The sequence below is a fragment of the Pseudomonas sp. B21-036 genome, assembly GCF_024748925.1.
GTDB classification, from domain to species: Bacteria; Pseudomonadota; Gammaproteobacteria; order Pseudomonadales; family Pseudomonadaceae; genus Aquipseudomonas; species Aquipseudomonas palmensis.
The window spans coordinates 262,495-286,418 of the sequence record NZ_CP087178.1 but is presented as its reverse complement, the minus strand read 5'-3'; the positions used below and the strand labels follow the sequence as shown (position 1 = coordinate 286,418).

Below are 23,924 nucleotides of genomic sequence, written 5' to 3'. Positions count from 1 at the left end.
CATCGACACGCAGGTGCCTTTCCGTCGCCCGTGGCGCTCACGTATCATCCGCCCCCTGCCCCGGCCCACATGGACGTCCGATGACCCCCGCCGCCCGCCTGTTCACCCTGCTGGCTTCCAGCACCCTGCTTGCCCTTGCCCTGCACACTCCGGCCGCCGTCGCCGCCGGCTTCGATTGCAGCAAGGCACGCACCCTCATTGAAAAGTCGGTGTGCGACACGCCAACGCTGTCGGCCAAGGACGACCAGCTCAACGCGCTGTACAAGCCACTGATGACCCGGCGCATCTATCGCGAACTGGAAACCCGTTGGGTAAACGAGGTGCGCGACCGCTGCCAGACCGCCACCTGCCTTGAGCGCGCCTACGACCTGCAGATCCGCAACCTGACCGCGCTGCCGCCACCGCCCGTGCCCGGCCTGCGCGACGCGGTGCCGCTGCCCCAGGGCAGCGCCTACCGTACCCTGCAGGACGAGCCGTGGCCGCGCTTTGCGCTGGCGGCTATCCCGGACATGTACCCCGATTCGCTGGCCCAGCTGATCGATGTGGGCATCAAGGACGGCGTGCTGTACGCACTGCTCTACGTGGCAAATTCGTCCGACGGCCCCGGCTACAACCAGGACAACTGGTCGGTGCAGCCGTCTTCGGGCGTGCTGCTCGAATACGCCGACAACCGCCCCGGCCTGCATGTGATCGACCGCGACGTGCGCTTTGCCGGCTGGCGCATCAGCGAACTGATGGACCAGGGTGAACGCTATGCCGGCATCCAGGACGGCGCGTTCTACTACCGCCAGCGCACCGAGGGCGAGCTGCAGCAGGCCATGGTCTACACCCTGGGCAGCCGCCAGCCGCCGCAGGCCACCACCACGGTGTTCCACGCCCAGTCGCGCACGCTGCGCTTTGCCAAGGCAAGGGTGCTGGGCAACATGAACGACGAGAACAGCGACCTGCGCCTGAACTACGAACACGCCCTGCCGCGCCCCGCCAGCGAAACCGTGCTCGACCCCGAGAGCGGCGGCTGGAGCCTGTCCAACCTGGCCTGGAGCGAGCGCCGCCAGGTGCTGTACTTCGAGAACAGCGGCGCCATGGCCTGCATCTGGCGGGTCGACCTGAGCGGCAAGGTGCTGTCCAAGATCGTGCCCGAACACACGGCCGGACAACCGCTGGCGGTGGAGCTCGACGGCCGTGAGGCGATCGTGTACGTCGAGCACGACCAGTTGATGTTCGCCCTGTCGCCCGACCTGTAAGGACACCTCCATGCACACCGTGACCCGCCTGCTCACCCTGCCCGCCTTGCTGGCCCTGGCCCTGCACGCGCCGGTGGCCTCGGCCGCCGGTTTCGATTGCAGCAGAGCCAACACGATTCTGGAAACCGCGATTTGCAACACGCCCTCGCTGTCGGCCAAGGACGACCAGCTGAATGCGCTGTACACCCCGCTCAAGGCGCAGAAGATATTCCGCGAGCTGGAAACCGACTGGCTGAAGAACGTGCGTAACCAGTGCAAGACCCCCGAGTGCCTGGAGAGCGCCTACGACCGCCAGATCCGCCGGCTGACCGCCGTGCCGGCACCGGCGCCGGTTGCCTCCGACAGCCTCGCACCGCTGCCCAAGGGCGAGGTGTACGCAAAGGTCGAGGACGCGCCGTGGCAGCGCTTTGCCCTGGCCCCGTTCATCGGCATGAGCGAGGACTCGGTGGCGCAACTGATCGATGTGACCGTCAAGGACGGCGTACTGCACGCGTTCGTGTACGTCTCCGGCGACCCTGACGGGCCCACCTACGTGCAGGACAAACACGTGATGCGGGCCACCTCCGGTACCCTGCTCGAATACGCCGACGATCACCCCGGCTGGCATGTGATCGCGCGCAACGTGCGCTTTGCCGGCTGGTCCCACAGCGGCTTCAACGACCAGCGCGAGCGCTATGCCGGGGTGCAGGACGGCGCGTTCTACTACCGCCAGCGCAGCAACGGCGAGCTGGAGCAGTCGATGGTGTATGCCGTGGGCAGCCAGCAGCCGCCGCAACCGACCACCCAGGGCTATCACGCCGGCTCCAACACCGTGCGCTTTGCCAAGGCGCGTGTGCTCGAAGACCTCAACGTGGCCAACGACCAGTTGCGCCTGGCCTACGAAAGCGACGGCAACTCGCGCGGCTACGAGAGCGTGATGGCGCCCGACTCCAGTGGCTGGAGCCTGGTCAACCCGACCTGGAGCGAACACCGCCCGGTGCTGTACTTCGACAACAGTGGCGGCATGGCCTGCGTCTGGCGGGTCGACCTGGTGAACAAGGTGCTGTCCAAGGTCGTGCCCGAGCACGAGGCGGTTTCGGCCCGCCCGGTGGACATCAATGGCCGCGAAGCGCTGGTGTATGTGCAGGAGAGCCAGCTGATGTTCGCCATCGCCCCGGATCAGTAACCCTGTGGCAACGCTCGGGCCCGCCAGCGACCGAACAGCCGGCCCACGCTCACCAGCCAGTTGAGCAGCGCCACGCACAGCACGCTGAGCAGCAGCGCATGCGGGCCGCCCTGCACGATCAGGGTGCCGGCCAGCAGCGGGAAGCCGAACACGCCGATGAAGTACCCCAGGCTGAACAGCAGCAGTGCCTGCGGCGTGTAGCCGGTAGGCGCTTCGTTGGCCGCCAGGCCGTTGATCACCGAATAGTTGAGCCCGTAACCCACCCCCAGCAACGCCGCCGCCAGCAGGTAGCTGAGGGCGTCCTGCACCCACCAGCCCAGTGCGATGACGGCCAGCACCATCAGCCCGGCCAGCAGGCACGAGGTGCGGTAGGCGTCATGCCGCACCACCCAGCCGGCGATCAGCAGCCGGCAGCCGATGGCGGCGAGCATGAAGCCGACGAAGAACAGCGAATAGTCCAGCCCGCGACTGGCCGCGTAGGTGGTCTGAAAGCTGCCCAGCCCGCCGAACACCGCGCCGCCCAGGCCCACCATCAGGATCGGCCAGCGCGCCGACGAGCGCAGCACCTGGATGCCGGCGTGGCGGCTGATGCGGGCGCTGGCCGCCTGTGCCGGGTGCTGGCGTGCCAGCCAGGCGAAGACCAGCATACCCACAGCGGCGGCCAGGGCGGCGGTGTAGAACGCGGTTTCCAGTGGCAGGTGCAGCAGCGAGGCGAGCTTGCCGGCCAGCGGGCCGGAGCCGATGCCACTCATCATGCTGCCTGACAGCAGCGCGAAGCAGTGGGTGCGCCGGGCCGGCTCGACCAGCGCGGCAACCAGGATCGGGCCCAGGGTGTAGAACGCGCCCCAGCCCAGGCCCAGCAGCAGGCCGCACAGCCACAGGCTGAAGTCGACACCGGGTACCAGGGCAAAGCCCAGGCAGGCGCCGATCAGGCACAGCGCCGACTGCGCGATGGCGCGGGCGGTGCCGAGCCAGTCGGCGAGATGGCCGCTGCCGAGCACGGCGATCACGGTGCTGAGCATGGCGATGGCGATGATGCTGCCGGCGTCCTGTTCATTGCCACCTCGGGAAGTGACCAGCAGCGAGAGCAGAAAGGTCGAGCCGTAGGACAGCGACAGCAGGTAGCTGGCCAGGCACAGCAGGCCGAAATGCGGGGTGGTTGTTTTTGTCATGGTGGGTCCGCCGATGGGTATGGCTGTTTTAGCATGGGGATTGGCGGTGGCAGTTGTGGATGTACCGGAGTTGGGATCTGTGCCGACCGGACTAACGCATCGCGGGTCAAGCCCGCTCCCACAAGGATCCCCGCTGTCCTTGTGGGAGCGGGCTTGACCCGCGAAGGGGCCGAAGGGTTCAGCGCCAGCCCACCCGCCCGATCAACATGAACACCGCCTGAAACCCCAGAATCAGCACCACGCAACCGGTCCAGCCCCACTGCTGCCACAGCACCGCCGGCAACAGCGCGCCGGCACTCCCGCCCAGGTAATAGCAGGTCAGGTAGCGCCCGATCGCCCCGGCCTTGTTCGCGCCGGCCGTGGTCGCAATGAAGGTGTTGGCCGCCGCCTGCGCCAGGAACACCCCGGTCGAACTCAACGCCAGCCCCAGCACGATCACCCACAGCGTGGGCACAAGCGTCAGGCCGATGCCCACCGCGCCGACAACGCCCGCCACCATCAGCAGGTGCAACGGCGGGCGAGCCCTGGCCAGGCGGCCGGCAATCGGCGTGACCACCAGCGCCAGCAGAAACACCGCATAGATCGACCCCAGCGCCGCCGCCCCCAGCCCGAACGGCGCCCGGCTCAGGTGCAGCCCCGCATAGGTGAACGACGCCACCTGTGAAAACAGCACGCAGAACCCCACCGCACACGCCGACCACAATGGCCAGCCAAACCGTGGTGGCGCACTGGCCCTGCGCGTGCTCGCCGGCATCGGTTCGAGCACCAGCAGCCAGCGAATCCCCAGCCCCATCAGCAGCACCACCAGCGCCAGCACCTCGAACGCTTCGCGCCAGCCCCAGTACTCGGTCACCCACGCCACCACGAAGCGCCCGGCAAAGCCGCCCAGGATGGTGCCGGTCACGTACAGGCTGGTGACCTCGGTCACGCTAGCGCCCTGCCACCGCTCACCAATCAGCGCCACGCTGCAGGCGAAGATCACCGGTATCAGCAAGCCCTGCACCGCCCGCCACAGCAGCAGCTCGGCAAAGCTGCCCACCGTGGCCATCACCAGCACCGGGGTGGCCAGCAGCAACGCCGCCGCCACGATCAGCGTCACCGGCGACCAGCGCCGCGCCAGCCAGCCGACCCAGGGCGCAGTCAACGCCACCATCAGGGTGGTGATGGTCAGGCTCCAGCTCACCTGGCCAATGTCCACGGCAAACTGCCGGGCCAGTTGCGCGAGGATGCCCTGGGTGGCGTACAAGGGGAGGAACGCCGCGCAGCCGCACAACAACATCGCGACCCGCGCAGCCGAAGAAGGCGCCGGCATGGCAAAACTCGTTAAAGTGTGTGGCGCCCTTTATACGGCGCCCCACTCGCCCCGGGCCAATACCGATTTCGGACCGATCGATACCTCAAGGTGCACCATGCTCGACCTCCGCAAACTGCGCTATTTCCTGGCCGTGGCCCAGGCCCTGCATTTCGGCCGTGCCGCCCAGGCCCTGCACCTGGCCCAGCCCGCGCTGACCCGGCAGATCTCGGCGCTGGAAGCCCAGCTGGGGTTCAGCCTGTTCGAGCGCAGCAGCCGCAACGTCAGCCTCACCGTGCAGGGCCAGGCCTTCGTGCCCTATGCACGCAACGTGATCGAGCAACTGGCGCTGGCCGAAACCATGGCCGCCAGGCTCGCCAGCGGCATGGCCGGCCACCTGAGCCTGGGCTATGCCAGCTCCGTAGCCCTGAGCGACCGCTTTACCCAGGCCATCCAGCGCTTCGCCCAGGCCTTCCCCGAGGTGCAGTTGAACCTGATCGAACAGGCGTCGATGAACCAGTGGGCGCAGCTGCGCGACGGCACCCTGGACATCGGCCTGAGCCGCCTGCCGCCCCCCGCCGAGCACAACCTGCACACCGACACCCTGGAGCACGAACCCCTGCTGCTGGCGCTGCCGGTCAGCGACCCGCTCAGTGAACAGGCACAGGTCAGCCTGGCGCAGTTGCAGCAGCGCCCGGTGATCCTCTACCCCGAGCAGCACGGCACCGGCCTCAACCTGGCCATCGAGACCCTGTTCGCCAACGCCGGCCTGCCGTTGCACCGCGGCCCCAGCGGCCAGCAGACCACCACCATCATCGCCCTGGTCGCCGCCGGCCAGGGCGTGGCGGTGGTGCCGGCCTGCACCAGCGCGCTGGAACGCAAGGGCGTGTGCTACCGCCCGCTGAGCGATGCCGATGCACACATCGCGCTGCATGCAATCAGCCGCCGGCACGGCCGTTCGCGGGCGGCCGAGGCGTTCCTGGCGATCATCAATCAGCCGGGCCCATGAGCCCCGGCGCCTGGCAAGCACGGCGCGGATAAAACTGTTTTACCGAAACCACGGGTTTTCCGCCGCGGTGCTTTGCCTATCCTAGGCGCGACAAACACCATCAGCGGAAGATTCATGCGCCTCTCGTTTCCCAGCCGTTATGCCTGCCTGGCGGCGTGCCTCACGTTCAGCCTGGCCAGCCTGCCGTTTCTTGCCACTCACGCCTGGCTCTGGCCATTGACCCTGATCGGCACGCTGCTCTCGCTGGTGGGCCTGAACGACCTGCGCCAGCGCCAGCACGCAGTGCGGCGCAACTACCCGATCCTGGGCAACCTGCGCTACCTGATCGAGACCATCCGACCCGAGATCCGCCAGTACCTGCTCGAAGGCGACGACGACAAGCTGCCCTTCTCCCGCGCGCAGCGCTCGCTGGTGTACGCACGGGCCAAGAACGAAAGCGCCGAGAAAGCCTTCGGCACGCTCAATGACGTGTACCGCCCGGGCTTCGAGTTCATCAGCCATTCGATGCTGCCGGTCAACACCCCCGACCCGGCCTCGTTTCGCATCGCCATCGGCGGCCCGCAATGCCGCCAGCCTTACTCGGCATCGATCTTCAACATTTCGGCCATGAGCTTCGGCGCCCTCAGCGCCAACGCCATCGGTGCGCTGAACAAGGGCGCCAGCCTAGGCCGTTTTGCCCACGACACCGGCGAGGGCAGCATCAGCCCCTACCACCGCGAACATGGCGGCGACCTGATCTGGGAAATCGGCAGCGGCTACTTCGGCTGCCGCGACGCCCACGGCCGCTTCGACCCGCAGCGCTTCGCCGAACAGGCCCGCGACCCGCAGGTGAAGATGATCGAGATCAAGCTCAGCCAGGGCGCCAAGCCCGGCCACGGTGGCATCCTGCCGGGGCACAAGGTGAGCGCCGAGATCGCCGCCACGCGCGGTGTGGCGCCCGGCGAAGACTGCATCTCGCCCGCCGCCCACAGCGCCTTCAGCACGCCGGTAGGGTTGCTCGAGTTCGTGGCGCAGTTGCGCGAGCTGTCCGGCGGCAAACCGGTGGGCTTCAAGTTCTGCCTGGGCCACCCCTGGGAGTTCATGGGCATCGCCAAGGCCATGCTGGCCACCCAGATCGTGCCCGACTTCATCGTGGTCGACGGCAAGGAAGGGGGCACCGGCGCTGCGCCACGCGAATTCAGCGACAACATCGGCGTGCCCATGCGCGAGGGCCTGATGTTCGTGCACAACACCCTGGTGGGCCTGAACCTGCGCCACAAGGTGCGCATCGGCGCCGCCGGCAAGATCGTCAGCGCGTTCGACATCGCCGGCGTGCTGGCCCTAGGCGCCGACTGGGTGAACTCGGCGCGCGGCTTCATGTTCGCCATCGGCTGCATCCAGTCGCAAAGCTGCCACACCAACCAGTGCCCCACCGGCGTGGCCACCCAGGACCCGTTGCGCCAGCGTGCACTGGTGGTGCCCGACAAGGCCGAACGGGTGTTCAGCTTTCATCGCAATACCCTGCATGCGCTGGCCGAGATGCTCGCGGCCGCCGGCCTCGAGCACCCCAGCGAACTCAAGCCCAAGCATCTGGTACGCCGCGTCAGCGCCAGCGAGATCCGGCTGTTTTCGCAGTTACACGTGTTCCTCAAGCCCGGCGAATTGCTCAGCGGCTCGATCGACAGCGAATTCTATGCACGGATGTGGCGGATGGCCCGCAGCGACAGCTTCGCGCCGCAATTGCAGGATGCGCCCGTGGCACCGGCGAATGCGGTACGCCGAAAACAAACAACCCCGGCCTAGGCCGGGGTTGTTTGAAGGTCGAATCGATCAGAGGATGCTGATCGGGTACTCGACGAACACGCGGACTTCGTTGCCGTCGGTGTCCAGATTGGTGCTGCCACGCAGGAACGAACTACGCAGTTTGACGGACAGGTCCTTGGCAGGGCCTTCCTGAACCACGTACTTGAACTGGTTGAAGATTTCGCGCTCTTTGCCTTCACCGGCACCGTGAGTGTTGATGTTGTCACCACGCACGTAGGCCACGTTGTAGGTCAGGCCCGGTACGCCGAAGGCGCTGAAGTCCAGGCCGTAGCCGATCTGCCACGAACGCTCGTCTTCGGCGTTGAAGTCGGACCAGTAGGAGTTGGCCAGGAAGATGGTCGAACCACCGTCACCTACGCCGCCACGACGATTCTGGTACCAGCCGTACTGGTAGCCGGTGTCACCAGTGCTGCGCTGGTGCGCCAGGGTCAGCGAGTGCGGGCCGAAAGCGTAAGTCGCTGCCAGGCTCCAGATGGTGTTGTTGTCGCCCGCCAGGTCTGCACTGTTGACGAACTTCTTGTCGATATCCGACTTGTAGCCGTTGAAGTCCAGGGTCAGCGACTGATCGTCCGCGATGGCGTGAACGTAGTTCAGGCCCAGGTAGTGCTTCTTCATCACATCTTCGATGTCAGAAGTGTACAGCGCTGCGCTGAAGCTCTTGGTGAAGGCGTACTTGCCGCCGAACACGTTGATCGACTTCAGGCCACCGCTATCACGCCCTTCGGCGCTTTTACGTGCTTCCTGGGTGAAACGGCCAGCGGTCAGTTCCAGACCTTCGATCTCCTTGGAGGTGATCGAGGTGCCGGTGAAGCTTTCTGGCAACAGACGGCCGTCGTCGTAGTTCAGTACCGGCAAGGTCGGCATCTGGTCACCGTAGGTCAGTACGGTATTGGAGACGCGGAACTTGATCGCAGCACCGGCACGCGCCAGGTTGTGCGGGGAGTTGCTCGGTTCGGTATCGCTTGGCTTGAAGAAGTCAATACCCTGGCCGCCGTTACGACCCTTGCCGCCGTCCAGGCGGATGGCGTACAGGCCGAAGGCGTCGACGCCCACGCCCACGGTGCCCTGGGTGAAGCCCGACGAGAACTTGCCGATGAAGGCCTGGCCCCACTCGGACTGGTCACTGCTGCCATGCTTCTTGTCACGATTGATGAACGCGTTGCGCAGCAGAACGCTGGCCTTGCTGTCTTCCTGGAAACCGTTCGACGCGGCCTGGTCGTTGGCCATTGCCTGAGTCGCCGCCATAAGCCCCAGCGCGATCAGACTGATCCGTGTTTTCAACATGTTATTTTCCTTATTTCGGAGTGTTTTACGCTCTGCGACCAACGCCAGGAACCACGCCCCCTGCGTGGGTTGACGCTCACGGGTCTGCAAATAAAAAGCCCGCCTGCAACAAGGGTGCAGCGGGCCTTTTCTTGGGACTCTTGGCCGATGGGCCTACAGGCGTTGGGTCCGATCCTAGCCGTGCGTACAAGGCCATGTCAAAAATTCGTGAAAACTACAAGTCATATGGCCATTACGCCGTCTTCAGCGGCGCAGACAAGGCAGCACGCAATCGGTTGCGTCCCGCTGGAAATACCTGGATACGACCGCACCACAAAGGTGCGTAAATAGCGCTAACATTTGGGAATGCAAAGCATTACCATTCGCACCCTTTTCATCACCAAGTACCTTTGCCGATGCGTGCCACGCCCGTCCCTTGCCGTCTTTCCCCTGTGTCTCTGGGGCTTTGCGCCCTGTTCAGCTCCAGCCTGGCGTGTGCTGCCAGCACCACGTTGCCCGAGCTGTCGGTAACCGCCGACAGCGACCGGGATGACCCCCGGGTCAAGGAAGTGACCACCGCCACCCGCACCTCCACCCCGGCGCGCTACGTGCCCCAGGCCATCGATTCGATCAAGACCGCCAGCGTGCACGACTACGGCACCCATGACCTGGGCAAGGCCCTGAGCGGCATCCCCAACGTCAGCAACAGCGCCGACACCCGCTTCGACAGCCTGCGCATCCGAGGCTTCGACGCCAGCAACGACTTCTACCTGGACGGCATCCGCGACGACAGCCAGTACGTGCGCGACCTGTACAACATCGAACGGATCGAGGTGCTCAAGGGGCCGGCGGCGGTGCTGTACGGCCGCGGCAGCCAGGGCGGTATCATCAACCGCGTGAGCAAGGCGCCCGAAGCCGGCCGACACTCCAGCATCGAGGCCCAGGGCGGCAGCGACGACCTGCGCAGCCTGTATGCCGACCTCAGTGCCGACCCCAGCGACACCCTCAGCCTGCGCCTGAACATGGGCAACCGCGACAACAACAGCTTCCGCCACGGCATCGACGGCAGCCGCCAGCTGTTCGCGCCTTCGATGAGCTGGCAGCTCAGCCCGGACCTGAACTGGCTGGTGCAGTACGAATACAGCCGCTACAACCGCACGCCCGACCGCGGTATCCCCGGCGATCCGCGCACCGGTCGCCCGGTGGATGTCAGCCGCAGCACCACCTATGGCGACCCGCAGCGCGACTACATCGACGACACCGCGCAGTCGCTGCGCTCGCGCCTGAACTACCAGCTAAACGATGCCTGGCAACTGCGCCATACCCTGGGCCTGTTCCAGCTCGACAGCGACTTCGACAACACCTACCTCACCGGCTACAACGCCAGCACCGGCCTGGTCGGGCGCCAGCGCTGGCAGCAGGACCTGAACACGCGCAACCTGTTCAACACCGTGGAAATCGAAGGCAACGTGTCGACCTTCGGCCTGGAGCACACCCTGCTCACGGGGCTCGAACTGGGCGAGCAGCGCCGTCACTCGCTGCTGCGCAGCGGCAAGGGCGTGCCGGGCGTCGACCTGTTCAACCCGGACCGCGGCCAGCAACACAATGGCGTGCTGGCGGTGTCCAGCAACAACCATACAGACGTGCACAGCCGTGGCCTGTATGTGCAGGACCAGGTCCGCCTGAACGATCAGTGGCAACTGCTCGTGGGCCTGCGCCATGATCGGTTCGAGGTGGACACCACCAGCAAGGTCAGCGGCCTGAGCGAAAAGCAGCAGAGCAACAGCACCAGCCCGCGCCTGGGTGTGGTGTGGACGCCGCTCAGGGACCACGCTTTCTATGCCTCGTGGAGCAAGACCTTTTCCCCGGTGGGTGGCGGCCTGATCGGCATCACCCCGGGGGCGGCGGGCAACGCCAACGAAACCGGGCCTGAACATACCCGGCAGAAGGAGATCGGGGTCAAGAGCGAGTGGCTGGACGAGCGCCTGAGCACCACCCTGGCGGTGTACGAGCTGGAGCTGTACGACCGCCGCAGCCGCGACCCGGACAACGCCGACCGCTACATCCTCACCGGCCTGCAGCGCTCGCGCGGGGTCGAACTGACCGCCACCGGCAAGCTGGGAGGCAACTGGTATGTGCGCGGGGGCATCGGCCTGCAGGACGCCACCATCGTCGAGGACACCGAAGGCAATGCCGGCAACCGCATCAACGACGTGGCGCGGCGCAACGCCAGCCTGTTCGTCACCTGGAAACCGGAAATGGGCTGGTACGCCGAAACGGGTGTGACACTGGTGGGGCAGCGTTATGCCGATACCAGGAACACCATCGTGCTGCCGGGGTATGGCAGCTGGGACGCGCTGGTCGGCTGGCGCACGCAGGATTGGGATGTGCGCGCGGCGCTGAGCAACATTGCCGACAAGACCTACTACAGTTCGGCGACCAGTGCCGGGCAGATCCAGTTCGGTGATCCGCGCAGCCTGGTGGTGACGGGTACCTACAACTTCTAGAACTGCGGTGTTGCCATCGCGGGTCAAGCCCGCTCCCACAAAGACCGCGCCACCCCCTGTGGGAGCGGGCTTGACCCGCGATGAGGCCAGTAAAGCCTCCACAAAAAAGGGCACCACCGCAATCGGTGGCGCCCTTTCCAGTTCAGCGGTAGCACACCCCCAGCAGCGCATCGAGCTCTGCCTCGGTGATCAACCCCTGTGGATAACGTTCCACCAGTGCACGTCGTGGATCGGTCTTCCTGACCCGGAGGGTTCCATGGTGTTTCAACCACTGCGCCACTGCCTCAAGCGCCTCGAGGTTCACCACCGACGGGTGCGAAACCGGTTCACTTGTCGCATTCATTTCCACACGTACTCCCCAGAAGTGTGAGCGGCTACCTTAATCAAACTTTGTGACAGAACTGCGCCGTCGTACTTGCTTGAAATACAAGGCAAAACGAATACAAGAGGTGTGCCAGTTGCGTCGCCGGCCATCGCGCAGGCAAAAAAAAGCCCGTCGATGACGGGCTTGATTTGCCAGGCCGCTCTCAGCGCTTGGCAGGGGCGGGTTGCTGCTGGGTCAGGCAATGGATGTTGCCACCGCCCAGCAACAGCTCGCGGCCCGGCACCATGACCACTTCGTGATCGGGGAACAGACGTGCCAGGACCGCTCTGGCCTCGGCATCGGCGGGGTCGTCGAAGCTCGGCGCGATGATCCCGCCGTTGACGATCAGGAAGTTCACGTAGGAACCGGCCAGGCGTACCGACGGGTTGCGCTCCTGGCTGCCGGCCACCAGATCGACCCCGGCGCACTCCTCTTCGGTAGCGTACAACGGGCCCGGGATCGGCATCTTGTGCACCACGAATTCACGGCCCTTGGCATCGCGCTGGCTTTGCAGCACCGCCAGGGCGGCGCGGCAGCGTGCGTAGTTGGGGTCTTGCGAATCATCGGTCCAGGCCAGTAACACTTCGCCCGGGCGAACGTAACAACAGAAGTTGTCCACATGCCCGTCGGTTTCGTCGTTGTACAGGCCCTCGGGCAGCCACACGATGGTGTCCACCGCCAGTTGATCGCGCAGGATCGCCTCGATCTGCTCGCGATTCAGGTGCGGGTTGCGGTTGTGGTTGAGCAGGCACTCCTCGGTGGTGATCAGGGTGCCTTCGCCATCCACGTGAATCGAGCCGCCTTCGAGCACGAAGCCCTCGGTGCGGTAACGCTGGCAGCGCTCCATTTCCAGCACCTTGGCCGCCACCTGTTCGTCGCGGTTCCACGGTGCGTACAGGCCGCCCTCGAAGCCGCCCCAGCTGTTGAAGCCCCAGTGCACGCCGCGCACTTCGCCGCTGTCGTTGATCACGAAGGTCGGGCCGGTGTCACGCACCCAGGCGTCGTCGTTGCTGATTTCCACCACACGGATGTTGGGCATGTCCAGTTGCGCACTGGCGTTTTCGTACTGGCCGGCCGACACACCCACGGTGACCGGCTCGAAACGCGCGATGGCCTTGGCCACCGCCACGTGGGCGGCCTGGGCCGGCTTGCCGCCCAGGCGCCAGTTGTCCGGGCGCTCGGGCCACAGCATCCATACCTGGGTTTGCGGTGCCCACTCGGCAGGCATGTGGAAGCCGTCGGCGCGCGGGGTAGTGTTCAGGGTCTTCATGGTCAGGATTCCAGTGAACCGTCGAGGGTTTTGATCGCACCATACAGGTTCGGACGGCGGTCACGGAAGGTGCCCCAGGCGCTGCGCACGTGTTCCAGTTTGTCCAGGTCGAAGCTGTGCACCAGCACGCCCTCTTCGGTCTGGTCCAGTTCCTCGACCTTTTCGCCGAACTGGTTGGCGATGAACGACGAGCCGTAGAAGGTGATGGCGTAGCCGTCCTGTTCTTCGCGGCCGATGCGGTTGCTGGCCACCAGCGGCATCAGGTTGGCGCCGGCGTGCCCCTGCTGCACACGCTGCCAGTGCTCGCGGGAGAGGATATTGGCATCGTGCGGTTCGCTGCCGATGGCGGTGGGGTAGAACAAAATCTCCGCGCCCAGCAGCGCCATGCTGCGGGCGCACTCGGGGAACCACTGGTCCCAGCAGATGCCCACGCCGATCTTGGCGTAGCGGGTCTGCCACACCTTGAAGCCGGTGTCGCCGGGGTTGAAGTAGTACTTCTCGTGGTAGCCGGGGCCGTCGGGGATGTGGCTCTTGCGGTACACGCCCAGGTTGCTGCCGTCGGCGTCGATGATCGCGATGCTGTTGAAGCGGGCGCGGCCGGCCAGCTCGTAGTAGCTGATGGGCAGCACCACCTGCAGCTCCCTGGCGAGCGTCTGGAAGTGCGCGATGGCGGCGTTGGTTTCGGTGGGCGTAGCCAGTTGCAGGTAGTCGGCGTTGGGCTTCTGGCAGAAGTACGGGGTTTCGAACAATTCCTGGATCAGGATGATCTGCGCGCCCTTGGCGGCGGCTTCGCGCACCAGCTTTTCGGCGGTGGCGAGATTTGCCTGGCGGTCCCAGGAACAAGCCATCTGGGTGGCGGCGACGGTGACGGTACGGCTCATGGGAACCTCCTTGGGAAGGTACAAGGGAAGACGATGAGCACTTTATAGCCGATAAATATCGGCTTTAAAAGCCAAAAATAATTAAACCACTCAGGTTCGCCCGATTATTAATCGATATTAATCGGCGCAAGGGAGGGTTCGTTGACTGCTTCGCTGGCAAGCCAGCGAATGCAGGACAGCGCCCTCCCGACTCCGCCGCTACACCCCCTGCATCAACACCCGCTCCACACTGTCCACAAAGAAATCCACGCTCGCCCGCGTAGTGCACATGGGCGGCTTGATCTTGAGGATGTTCAGGTAGTCACCGGTCGGCTGCATGAAGATGCCCAGCTCGCGCAGACGCTCGCACAGCGCCGCCGTCTCTTCGGTGGCCGGTTCCAGGCTGACGGCATTGCGCACCAGCTCCAGGCCCAGGTAGAACCCCGACCCATGCACCGCACCCGCCAGCGGATACTTATCGACAAGCGCCTGCAGACGCGCCTTGAAGTACCCACCCACCTCGCGCGCGTTGTCCCACAGGCCCTCCTCCTCCATCACGTCCAGCACTGCCATGCCGATACGGCAGCTCACCGGGCTGCCACCGGCCGACGAGAAGAAGTAACCCTCGGCCTCCAGCGCCTCGGCGATCTCGCGCCGGGTGATCACCGCGCCCAGCGGCTGGCCGTTGCCCATGCCCTTGGCCATGGTGATGATGTCCGGCACCACACCCTGCTGCTCGAAGCCCCAGAAGTACTCGCCCAGCCGCCCGTAGCCCACCTGCACCTCGTCGGCGATGCATACCCCGCCCCGCGCGCGCACCCTGGCATACACCTGCTGCAGATACCCCGCCGGCAACGGAATGCCGCCGGCATTGCCGTACACCGGCTCGCAGATGAACCCCGCCAGCTGACGCTCGCCGATCTCGGCCAGGCGTTCGTCGACATCGCGCACATAGTCGGCGGTGGTGTCCTGCCCACGGTACTTGCCGCGGTAGGTGTTCGGTGCGGTCACCGGGTGCACCCAGTCGGGCCGAGTGCTCAATGCCTGCGGGTTGTCGGCGATGGAGGTCGAGATGGCATCGGTGGCCACCGACCAGCCGTGGTACGCCTCCAGCACGCTGAGCATGTCGCGCCCGCCGCTGGCCGCCCACGCCAGGCGGATCGCCAGGTCGTTGGCCTCGGTGCCGCTGTTGACCAGGAACACCCGGTCCATCCCCGGCGGCGCCAGCGCCAGCAGGCGCTCGGAAAACTCGGCGATGGCCGCATAGTGAAAGCGCGAGTTGGTGTTGAGCAGCGACCACTGGCGCGCCGACTCGCTCACCATGCGCGGGTGCCCATGGCCCAGCACCGCGACGTTGTTGAGCATGTCCAGGTACGAGCGCCCCTGCATGTCGATCAGGTAGTTGCGCCAGCCGCGCTCGATATGTGGCGGCTGCTGGTAGTAGTGCTTCTGCGAGCGCGCGAAGCTGGCGTCGCGACGCGCCAGCAGGGCATGCGGGTCGGGCAGTGGCGCGGCGTCGCAGTCAAAGCCCAGCAGCGCAGCCGGCGAAGGGCACAGCGCCTGCCACGCCAGCGCACGCGAAGGCGCGACGAAGTTCGGCGGTTGCAGGCCGGCCACGCGGCACAGCTGCACCTCGAGCTCGGTGGCGTGCCCCAGCGGCTCGCCCTGGGCGATGACCGCGCCCGATGCGGGGCTTTGCACCACCCCGCGCAGCCACAGGCTGGAGGCGTCACCTTCAAGGCACGCCCAGCCCTGCTCGCCGTGGCGCCAGGTGCCGGCAAACGGCGCCACCAGCGCACTGTCCACGGGCAGGTGCAGCTCCACGTGCAGCGCACAGGTGTGCGGTTCCAGCGGGTTGTCGATATGGGTCTGCGACAGGCGGTACTGGGCATACAACGTGCTGGCCGGGGCCGCATGGGTACGCAGCAGGTGCTGGTCGATGCCGGGCTGCTGCCAGTTGCCGGCGCTGAAGTGCTCGCTCAGCACGCCAAGATCGACCCGCGCCACAGCCTGGTCGCGCAACCCCGGCAGCATGCCCGTGGCCGGCAGCGGCGCGGGCGCAAGGCCGGCCAGTTGCATGATCGCAGCCTCCATCAATGCAAACGGCACACCGGCTGCCACCTCGAAGATCTCCCACTCATGGGCCAGGTTGTCGCGGCTGTAGGTGTTGCCGGGGTCGACGCCCACCTGCTGCTCGCCACTGAGCGCCAGCACCGCCGCGCGCGCCACGATCATCGGCCATAGCGCTCGCAGCTCGGCCTCGTGCAGCGGGTTGAGCGCATGGTAGGCAGCGATGGCCGGCAGGATGCGCAGCGGGTCGCCGTCGACATGATGCAGCAGCGCCGCGCAGGTCACCGACAGGTCGGCGATGCGCCAGGTGTGCAGCAGGTCGCCGAAATCGATCACCCCCTGTAACTGCCACTCGCGTGCGCCATCGCGCTGCCACACGGCGTTGTCATCGGTAATGTCCAGGTGCACCGCCTGCGTCGGCAGCTGCGCCAGAAGCGGCTCTAGCGCCACGCGGGCCTGCTCGGCAATGGCCTGCACCCGCACCTTGCGCGGCCCGTCGGCCAGCACCGGGAGCAGGTGGGCGATCACCGCCTGGGCATGGCGCGGGTCCCATTGCAGGGTGCGCTCCAGCCCGGGGTGGGTGAAGTCCGCCAGCGCCAGGTCGACCCGTGCACACAGCGCCCCCAGCTCGTGCATCAGGCGCGGCGCCATGTACGGCAGGCGGGTCAGGGTGTGGCCCTCGATGTAGGTGAGCACCCGGGCGCGCACCGGCTGGCCGTCGACCGTCAGTGCCAGCAACGGCTCGCCACCGTTGGCACGACGAACGGTCGGTACCGGCACACCCTGACGGTGCAGGTGCTCCAGCGCCGCATGCTGGGCTTCAAGCTCCTGCTGCGCATAGTCGCCATGGCAGACCTTGAGCACGAAGCGCCCGTGGGGCGTATCGACGCGAAAGTTCAGGTCCTGCTGGCTGCCCAGCGGCTGCAGCGTGCCTTGCAGCCCGTAATGCGCCTGCAGCAGCTGCGCCGCCTGGGCCGGGTCGAGATCGGGGCATGGCAGGCTGGCGCGGTGAATGAGGGTGTTCAGCGACATGGAGAAGGCCTCGATTTTTTTTGTCGCTTATATCGCCACCGCTGCTGCCGATAAGCAAGGGGAGTGACGAAGGGAAAGAATTGAACGTATTCTGACCCGCCGTCGATTTCGCCCTCCAACCCCGGGACAGACGCTTGAAGCAGGTTGCCATCCTCCAATCCAACTACATTCCCTGGAAGGGGTACTTCGACCTGATTGCGGCCGTGGACGAGTTCATCGTCTACGACGACATGCAGTACACCAAGAACGACTGGCGCAACCGTAACCGCATCAAGACCCCCAACGGCCTGGAGTGGCTGACCATCCCGACAGGGCAGAACATCAACCGGCGCATCCGCGACGTCGAGCTGGCCCCGGGCAACTGGCAGGCCAAGCACTGGAAGAGCCTGGTGGCCAACTACGCCAAGGCGCCTTGCTGGCACGAAGTGGCCGCTCGGCTGCAACCGCTGTACCTGGACCGCCAGCACCGCAACCTGAGCGAGCTCAACGTGCTGCTGATACAGGCCGTGTGCGACTACCTGGGCATCACCACGCGCATCACCCGCTCGTGGGACTACACCCTGGGCGAAGGCAAGACCGAACGTCTGGTCGATCTGTGCCAGCAGGCCGGAGCCACGCACTATGTGTCCGGGCCGGCAGCCAGGGACTACCTTGATGAACGACAGTTCGCCGACAGCGCCATCGAGCTCAGCTGGTTCGACTATGACGGCTATCCCACCTATCCACAGCAATGGGGCGATTTCAGTCACGCGGTCAGCATTCTCGACCTGCTGTTCAACTGCGGGCCCCGCGCCGCGCACTACATGAGGTATGCCCCACGATGACCCGCGACATTTCCACCCCACGTCCACCTCTCGGCAGCCTGGTCATCGGCAGCACCTCCGTGATCGGCCAGGCCATCGCCCACGGCCTGGCGCAACTGGGCCCGGTGCAGACCGCAGGGCGGCGTGATGCCGACGTGTTCTTCGACCTGAGCCAGCCCGACTGCGTACCCGCCAGCGTGCCGCCGTTCGACGTGGTGGTACTGGCCGCCGCCGACTTTGGCGGCCCCGGCATCGACGACCTGATCCGCGCCGAGCAGGTCAACGCGGTCGGCACGCTGGCCGCCTGCCGACTGGCACAACGCAGCGGGGCCAGGCACCTGATACTGATTTCGTCGGTGTTTGCCAGCCACGTCCCGGGCGACCCTCACTACAGCATCTACTCGCTATCCAAACGCCACTCCGAGGAGCTCGCCAGCCTGTTATGCAGCGCGCACGGCATCGCCCTGACCATCCTGCGCCCCAGCCAGGTGTATGACGCCGCCGGTGCCTGCCGCACCCATCAGCCGCTGCTGTATGCCTTCGCCGACCAGGCCCAGGCCGGCAACGACATCAGCCTGTTCGGCAACAACGACGCGCGGCGCAACTACCTGCACCTGGACGACCTGGTGCAGATCTGCACCCGTGTGGCCGCCACCACGACCACCGGGCTGTTCAACTGTGTCCACCCCGACAGCCCTGCACTGAGCGAAATCGCCCAGGCCGCGTTGTCCGCCTTCGGCCAGCAGGGCCAGGTGCGCTTTCTGCGCGAAAAGCCGGATGTGCCCGACCTGCCAGCGCAGCTGCTCGACCCGGCGTTGCACGCCGCCATCGACTTCATGCCGCAGGTGAATATCCACCAGGGTTTCGAAATGATCCGACAGCATCGGGAGCGCACGGCATGAGCACGGTCATGGTTACCGGCGTGGGCGCCATCATGGGCTACGGCCTGCTCAAGTCGTTGCGTGCCAGCGACCCGGCCGTGGTGCTGGTAGGCACCGATATCTACGACGATGCCGCCGGCAGGGCCTGGTGCGACGCCTTCGCGCAGGCGCCCCTGACCGTCAGCGCCGACTACCCGGCGTGGCTCGAACGGGTGATCAGGCAGCACGCGGTCGACCTGGTGATACCTGGCATCGAGCAGGACCTGCACTGGTTTTCGGACCACCGTGAACAGGTGGCGCAACTGGGCTGTGGCGTGGTGCTCAACAGCCGAGCGCTGATCGATCTGTCCCGCGACAAGTGGGCAATGGACCAGGCGCTGGCCGCCGCCGACGAGCCGGCGCGAATCCCCAGCTACCTGTCGGGCAGTTTCGCCGAGCTGGTCCGGACCCTGGGCCTGCCCTTCCTGCTCAAGCCACGTCGCAGTTATGCCTCCAAGGGCCTGGTGTGGGTACAAAGCGCCAGCGACTTCGAACCCCATGCGCACCTGCTGGGCGAGGTGCTGATGGCCCAACCGATCATCGGCAGCGCCGAGCAGGAGTTCACCGTGGCGGTGTTCGGCGATGGCGAAGGCGGTAGCTTCGGGTCGATCACCCTGCAGCGCAAGCTGGCCGCCGACGGTTCAACCGCCAAGGCCTGGGTGCGCCAGGAGGCTTCGCTGGATGAAGTGGTGGCGCGCCTGTGTGCACACTTCAGGCCCGTGGGCCCGACCAACCTGCAGTTTCGCCGCGACGCCGACGGCAGCTGGAAACTGCTGGAGATCAACCCGCGTATCTCCTCCACCAGCTCCATGCGCCGGGCCTTCGGCTACAACGAGGCGGCCATGTGCCTGGACTTCTTCCTGAACCGCAAGGCGCCCCCCACTCCCGAGATCCGACCGGGGTTCGCGGTGCGCTACATCGAGGAGCTCGTGGTCCATGATCGGGATCATTTCTGATATCCACGGCAACTTCGTCGCACTCTCGGCGGTGCTCGACGAGCTGGAGCGCCTGGGCGTGTCGCAGATCATCTGCCTGGGCGACACGGCCGGGTACTACTGCCAGATCAACGAGTGCTGCGACGCGCTGCGCGAACGCGGCATCTTCAGCCTGATGGGCAACCACGACTGGTACCTGTCGAGCAACACGCCCTGCCCACGCTCCAACAGTGCCAACGCCTGCCTGGACTACCAGAAGGGCATCCTCACGGCCGCCAACGCGGCATGGCTCGCGGCATTGCCCGCACGCGGCCGGCAACACGGCATCGAGCTGGTGCACGGCGGCTGGAACGACCCCATCGAAGAGTACCTGCGCCCCTCGCAGGCGTATTTCGAGGCGCTGCCCGGCACGCACTTCGCCTCGGGCCACACCCATGTGCAGATGCTCTGGCAGGGCCGCGACAAGGTCTACTGCAACCCCGGCTCGGTCGGCCAGCCACGCGACGGCGACCCGCGTGCGGCCTTCGCCACCTGGCACGCCGGCCAGTTCACCCTGCACCGTGTGGCCTACGACATCCCGCGCATGCAGCAGGCGATGAGCGACGCCGGGTTCACCGCGTACTTTTCCGACAACCTGCCCCTCGGCGCGCAGATCGGCGGCAGGATCAGCCACTATTAACTACGCGGGCATCCGGCCGATAGCCTGACGTCGGCCAGCGCTGCGTTGCCCTTGCACCGGCCGGCGCCTGGCGACAAGCTACGAGCCACCTGAACACCACCCGCTGCACCAAAGGCCATTCGACATGCGCATACTCATCACCGGCGGTGCCGGCTTCATCGGTTCGGCGCTGGTCCGCCACCTGATCGAGCACACCGACCACCACGTGCTCAACCTGGACAAGCTGACCTACGCCGGCAACCTGGAGTCGCTGCACAGCATCGCCAGCAACACCCGCTACGAGTTCGTGCAGGCCGATATCGTCGACCAGGCCACGGTGAGCGCGGTGCTGGAGCGCTTCCGGCCCCAGGCGATCATGCACCTGGCAGCCGAGTCGCATGTCGACCGCTCCATCGACGGGCCGGCGGCGTTCATCCAGACAAACATCGTCGGCACCTACAGCCTGCTCGAAGCCACCCGCGCCTACTGGGGCACGCTGCCGGCCGCCGAGCGCGAGGCGTTTCGCTTCCATCACGTGTCCACCGACGAGGTGTATGGCGACCTGCATGGGGTCGACGACCTGTTCACCGAAACCACCCCCTACGCACCCAGTTCGCCCTACTCGGCGAGCAAGGCCGCGTCCGACCACCTGGTGCGCGCCTGGCAGCGCACCTACGGGCTGCCGGTGCTGCTGACCAACTGCTCGAACAACTACGGGCCGTACCACTTCCCGGAAAAACTCATCCCGCTGGTGATCCTCAACGCCCTGGCGGGCAAGCCGCTGCCGGTGTACGGCAACGGCCAGCAGGTGCGCGACTGGCTGTTCGTCGAGGACCATGCCCGCGCCCTGCTCAAGGTGGTCACCGCAGGTGAGGTGGGCCAGACCTACAACATCGGCGGGCACAACGAGCAGACCAACCTCGAGGTGGTGCACGCCATCTGCGCACTGCTCGAAGAGCTGGCCCCCGCACACCCGGCGGGCGTGGCGCGCTATGCCGACCTGATCACCTTCGTGCAGGACCGCCCCGGCCACGACCTGCGCTACGCCATCGACGCCGGCAAGATCGAGCGCGAGCTGGGCTGGCGCCCTGAAGAAACCTTCGCCACCGGCCTGCGCAAGACCGTGCAGTGGTACCTGGACAACCTGGAATGGTGCCGCCATGTGCAGGACGGCAGCTACCAGGGCCAGCGCCTGGGCAACAGCGATTTCAAGGACCTGATTGCATGACCAAAGGCATCGTACTGGCAGGCGGCTCCGGCACGCGCCTGCACCCCATCACCCTGGGCATTTCCAAACAGCTGCTGCCGGTATACGACAAGCCGATGATCTACTACCCGATCTCGGTGCTGATGCTGGCCGGCATCCGCGAGATCCTGATCATCTCCACCCCTCACGACCTGCCACACTTCCGCCAACTGCTGGGCGACGGCAGCCAGTTCGGGGTGCACTTCGAGTATGCCGAGCAGCCCTCGCCCGACGGCCTGGCCCAGGCGTTCCTGATCGGCGAATCGTTCATCGGTGACGACTCGGTGTGCCTGATCCTGGGCGACAACGTGTTCCACGGCCAGCGTTTCACCGAGCAACTGCTGCGCGCCGCCGCCCACTCCAGCGGCGCAACGGTGTTCGGCTACTGGGTCAAGGACCCGGAGCGTTTCGGCGTGATCGAGTTCGACGCGGCAGGCAACGCCCTGTCGATCGAAGAAAAGCCCGCGCAGCCCAGGTCCAGCTACGCGGTCACCGGCCTGTACTTCTACGACAACGACGTGGTGCGCATCGCCCGCGACATCAAGCCTTCGCCGCGTGGGGAGCTTGAGATCACCGATGTCAACAATGCCTACCTGCGCCGTGGCGACCTGCGCGTGGAGCGCTTCGGGCGTGGCTTCGCCTGGCTCGACACCGGCACCCACGACAGCCTGCTGGAGGCCTCGCAGTACGTGCAGACCATCGAGCATCGCCAGGGCCTGAAGGTCGCCTGCCTTGAAGAGATCGCCTTCCAGCAGGGCTGGATCTGCCAGGAGCGTCTGCTGGAACGGGCCAAGGCCTTCGGCAAGACCGGCTACGGCCAGTACCTGTACGGCCTGACCGGAGACCAGCAATGGAAGTGATCGCCACCGCGCTACCGGACGTGCTGATCCTCGAACCCAGGGTGTTCGGCGATGACCGCGGGTTCTTCTACGAGAGCTTCAACGCCCAGGCCTTCAGGGCCGCAACCGGCATCGATGCACAGTTCGTGCAGGACAATCATTCGCGCTCGCTGCGCGGCGTGCTGCGCGGCCTGCACTATCAGGTGCACAACCCCCAGGGCAAGCTGGTGCGCGTGACCCAGGGCGAGGTGCTGGACGTGGCGGTGGATATCCGCCGCAGCTCGCCGACCTTCGGGCAATGGGTGGCGGTACACCTGTCGGCCGCCAACCACCGGCAGGTGTGGATCCCCCAGGGGTTTGCCCACGGTTTCCGGGTGCTCAGCGACAGCGCCGAGTTCCTGTACAAGACCACCGACTACTACAACCCGAGCGCCGAGCGCTGCATTCGCTGGGACGACCCGCAGCTGGCCATCGACTGGCAACTGAACGCACCGCCGCAGCTGTCGGCCAAGGATCAGGTCGGCCAGTTGCTCAAGGACGCCGACCTGTTCCCATGAAAATCCTCATCACCGGGCGCAATGGCCAGCTCGCCCAGGCCCTGCAGCAGCGCCTGGCCGGGTTGGGCCAGGTGCATGTACTGGGCCGCGAACAGCTCGACCTGGCCGAGCCCGAACGCATCCGCCAGGTAGTACGCGAGCTGAGCCCCGACCTGCTGGTGAACGCCGCCGCCTATACCGCAGTCGACCAGGCCGAAAACGAACCTGCGCTGGCCTTCGCCATCAACGCCACTGCACCCGGCGTACTTGCCGAGGAGGCCGCACGGCTGGGCGTACCGCTGCTGCACTACTCCACCGACTACGTGTTCGACGGCAGCAAGGCCACGCCCTACACCGAAGACGACGCGCCCAACCCCCTGAGCGTGTACGGACGCAGCAAGCTGGCTGGCGAGCAGGCCATCCATGCCGTGGGCGCTGCGCACCTGACACTGCGCACCAGTTGGGTGTACTCGTTGCACGGGCGCAATTTTCTGCTGACCATGCAGCGTCTGCTGCAGGAAAAACCGCAGCTGCGCGTGGTCGCCGACCAGATCGGTGCACCGACCTGGGCCGGTAGCCTGGCCGCCAGCACCCTGGCGTTGATCCAGCGCTGGCAGGCCGGGCAGGCGGGTGCGTGGGGCACCTACCACATGACCGCGCAGGGCCAGACCTCCTGGTTCGGTTTCGCCCAGGCCATCGGCGAGCATCTGAAGGCTCAGGGCAGGCCCTGCGCGCAGCTGCTGCCGATCCCGTCCAGCGAATACCCGACCCCGGCGCAGCGCCCACTGAACTCGCGCCTGGACTGCAGCCGCCTGCGCCAGCAGTGGCAGGTGGAGCAGCCAGACTGGCGTCAAGCGCTGATCGAGTGCCTGAAGTAGCGCATAATGCGCCCAACGTTTCTGCGCCCTTTGCGACGCCATCGCGGGTCAAGCCCGCT

20 protein-coding genes are annotated in these 23,924 nt (G+C 66.1%); 13 read left to right on the top strand and 7 right to left on the bottom strand.

Translation table 11 applies throughout. The features are described 5' to 3' along the window. Positions 1 to 80 precede the first annotated feature (80 nt). Positions 81 to 1,244 (top strand): lysozyme inhibitor LprI family protein, encoded by a 1,164-nt coding sequence (locus tag LOY33_RS01310; RefSeq protein ID WP_043861668.1) that lies wholly within the window; start codon positions 81 to 83, stop codon positions 1,242 to 1,244. A gap of 10 nt (positions 1,245 to 1,254) precedes the next feature. Next, complete coding sequence (locus tag LOY33_RS01305) at positions 1,255 to 2,409, top strand: lysozyme inhibitor LprI family protein (RefSeq protein ID WP_258660804.1); 1,155 nt, start codon at positions 1,255 to 1,257, stop codon at positions 2,407 to 2,409. Here LOY33_RS01305 and LOY33_RS01300 read toward each other — a convergent pair. Together LOY33_RS01300 and LOY33_RS01295 are read right to left on the bottom strand one after the other, a co-directional pair. Next, positions 2,403 to 3,581 carry an MFS transporter gene (locus LOY33_RS01300; RefSeq protein ID WP_258660800.1) on the bottom strand — a complete coding sequence of 393 codons (1,179 nt, stop codon included), beginning with the start codon at positions 3,579 to 3,581 and terminating at the stop codon, positions 2,403 to 2,405. The genes LOY33_RS01305 and LOY33_RS01300 overlap by 7 nt on opposite strands. Before the next feature lie 178 nt (positions 3,582 to 3,759). Then, positions 3,760 to 4,893: an MFS transporter gene (locus tag LOY33_RS01295; RefSeq protein WP_258660797.1), complete on the bottom strand. Its 1,134-nt coding sequence runs from the start codon at positions 4,891 to 4,893 to the stop codon at positions 3,760 to 3,762. A gap of 97 nt (positions 4,894 to 4,990) precedes the next feature. Between LOY33_RS01295 and LOY33_RS01290 the strand changes: the two genes are divergently transcribed. After that, on the top strand, positions 4,991 to 5,881 hold the full coding sequence (locus LOY33_RS01290) for a LysR family transcriptional regulator (protein WP_088514127.1): 891 nt from the start codon (positions 4,991 to 4,993) through the stop codon (positions 5,879 to 5,881). Between the two features lie 114 nt (positions 5,882 to 5,995). Next, on the top strand, positions 5,996 to 7,663 hold the full coding sequence (locus LOY33_RS01285) for an FMN-binding glutamate synthase family protein (protein WP_054915933.1): 1,668 nt from the start codon (positions 5,996 to 5,998) through the stop codon (positions 7,661 to 7,663). Positions 7,664 to 7,690: 27 nt separating this feature from the next. On the opposite strand, the gene LOY33_RS01280 is transcribed toward LOY33_RS01285, so the two are convergent. After that, positions 7,691 to 8,968, bottom strand: a complete 1,278-nt coding sequence (locus LOY33_RS01280; RefSeq protein WP_258660794.1) for an OprD family porin — start codon at positions 8,966 to 8,968, stop codon at positions 7,691 to 7,693. Positions 8,969 to 9,363: 395 nt separating this feature from the next. Here LOY33_RS01280 and LOY33_RS01275 point away from each other — a divergent pair, with 395 nt between their 5' ends. After that, positions 9,364 to 11,454 (top strand): TonB-dependent siderophore receptor, encoded by a 2,091-nt coding sequence (locus LOY33_RS01275; RefSeq protein WP_123753344.1) that lies wholly within the window; start codon positions 9,364 to 9,366, stop codon positions 11,452 to 11,454. Between the two features lie 142 nt (positions 11,455 to 11,596). Here the strand turns inward: LOY33_RS01275 and LOY33_RS01270 are convergent, their stop codons facing one another. The 4 genes from LOY33_RS01270 to LOY33_RS01255 all read right to left on the bottom strand — a co-directional run bounded on the left by LOY33_RS01270 (position 11,597) and on the right by LOY33_RS01255 (position 17,050). Beyond that, positions 11,597 to 11,797, bottom strand: a complete 201-nt coding sequence (locus LOY33_RS01270) for a hypothetical protein (RefSeq protein WP_078481589.1) — start codon at positions 11,795 to 11,797, stop codon at positions 11,597 to 11,599. Positions 11,798 to 11,981: 184 nt separating this feature from the next. Further along, entirely contained in the window at positions 11,982 to 13,088 is a 1,107-nt protein-coding gene (gene aguA, locus LOY33_RS01265; RefSeq protein ID WP_054915931.1) for an agmatine deiminase, read from the bottom strand. 2 nt (positions 13,089 to 13,090) lie between these two features. After that, entirely contained in the window at positions 13,091 to 13,969 is an 879-nt protein-coding gene (gene aguB, locus LOY33_RS01260; RefSeq protein WP_043861659.1) for an N-carbamoylputrescine amidase, read from the bottom strand. A gap of 198 nt (positions 13,970 to 14,167) precedes the next feature. Beyond that, complete coding sequence (locus tag LOY33_RS01255; RefSeq protein WP_258660788.1) at positions 14,168 to 17,050, bottom strand: aminotransferase; 2,883 nt, start codon at positions 17,048 to 17,050, stop codon at positions 14,168 to 14,170. A gap of 134 nt (positions 17,051 to 17,184) precedes the next feature. On the opposite strand from LOY33_RS01255, the gene LOY33_RS01250 reads away from it, so the two are divergent. From LOY33_RS01250 to rfbD, 8 genes are all read left to right on the top strand, one after another. Next, a complete protein-coding gene (locus LOY33_RS01250; protein ID WP_258660787.1) occupies positions 17,185 to 17,874 on the top strand; it encodes a WbqC family protein in 690 nt (229 codons plus the stop codon). After that, positions 17,871 to 18,755 (top strand): NAD(P)-dependent oxidoreductase, encoded by an 885-nt coding sequence (locus LOY33_RS01245; RefSeq protein WP_258660786.1) that lies wholly within the window; start codon positions 17,871 to 17,873, stop codon positions 18,753 to 18,755. Before LOY33_RS01250 ends, LOY33_RS01245 begins: the two co-directional genes overlap by 4 nt. Continuing rightward, positions 18,752 to 19,729, top strand: coding sequence for an ATP-grasp domain-containing protein (locus LOY33_RS01240; RefSeq protein ID WP_258660785.1), 978 nt, complete (start codon positions 18,752 to 18,754; stop codon positions 19,727 to 19,729). Before LOY33_RS01245 ends, LOY33_RS01240 begins: the two co-directional genes overlap by 4 nt. Continuing rightward, positions 19,710 to 20,387: a metallophosphoesterase gene (locus LOY33_RS01235; protein ID WP_054915925.1), complete on the top strand. Its 678-nt coding sequence runs from the start codon at positions 19,710 to 19,712 to the stop codon at positions 20,385 to 20,387. The genes LOY33_RS01240 and LOY33_RS01235 overlap by 20 nt, the downstream gene beginning before the upstream one ends. Positions 20,388 to 20,511: 124 nt before the next feature. Next, a complete protein-coding gene (rfbB, locus tag LOY33_RS01230; protein ID WP_043861652.1) occupies positions 20,512 to 21,594 on the top strand; it encodes a dTDP-glucose 4,6-dehydratase in 1,083 nt (360 codons plus the stop codon). Then, entirely contained in the window at positions 21,591 to 22,472 is an 882-nt protein-coding gene (gene rfbA / locus LOY33_RS01225; protein WP_054915924.1) for a glucose-1-phosphate thymidylyltransferase RfbA, read from the top strand. The genes rfbB and rfbA overlap by 4 nt, the downstream gene beginning before the upstream one ends. Next, positions 22,463 to 23,008 carry a dTDP-4-dehydrorhamnose 3,5-epimerase gene (gene rfbC, locus LOY33_RS01220; protein WP_258660781.1) on the top strand — a complete coding sequence of 182 codons (546 nt, stop codon included), beginning with the start codon at positions 22,463 to 22,465 and terminating at the stop codon, positions 23,006 to 23,008. The genes rfbA and rfbC overlap by 10 nt, the downstream gene beginning before the upstream one ends. Further along, the gene (rfbD, locus tag LOY33_RS01215) at positions 23,005 to 23,865 is read left to right on the top strand and encodes a dTDP-4-dehydrorhamnose reductase (RefSeq protein WP_258660780.1); all 861 of its coding nucleotides are present in this window, start codon (positions 23,005 to 23,007) and stop codon (positions 23,863 to 23,865) included. Before rfbC ends, rfbD begins: the two co-directional genes overlap by 4 nt. Positions 23,866 to 23,924: the final 59 nt, after the last annotated feature.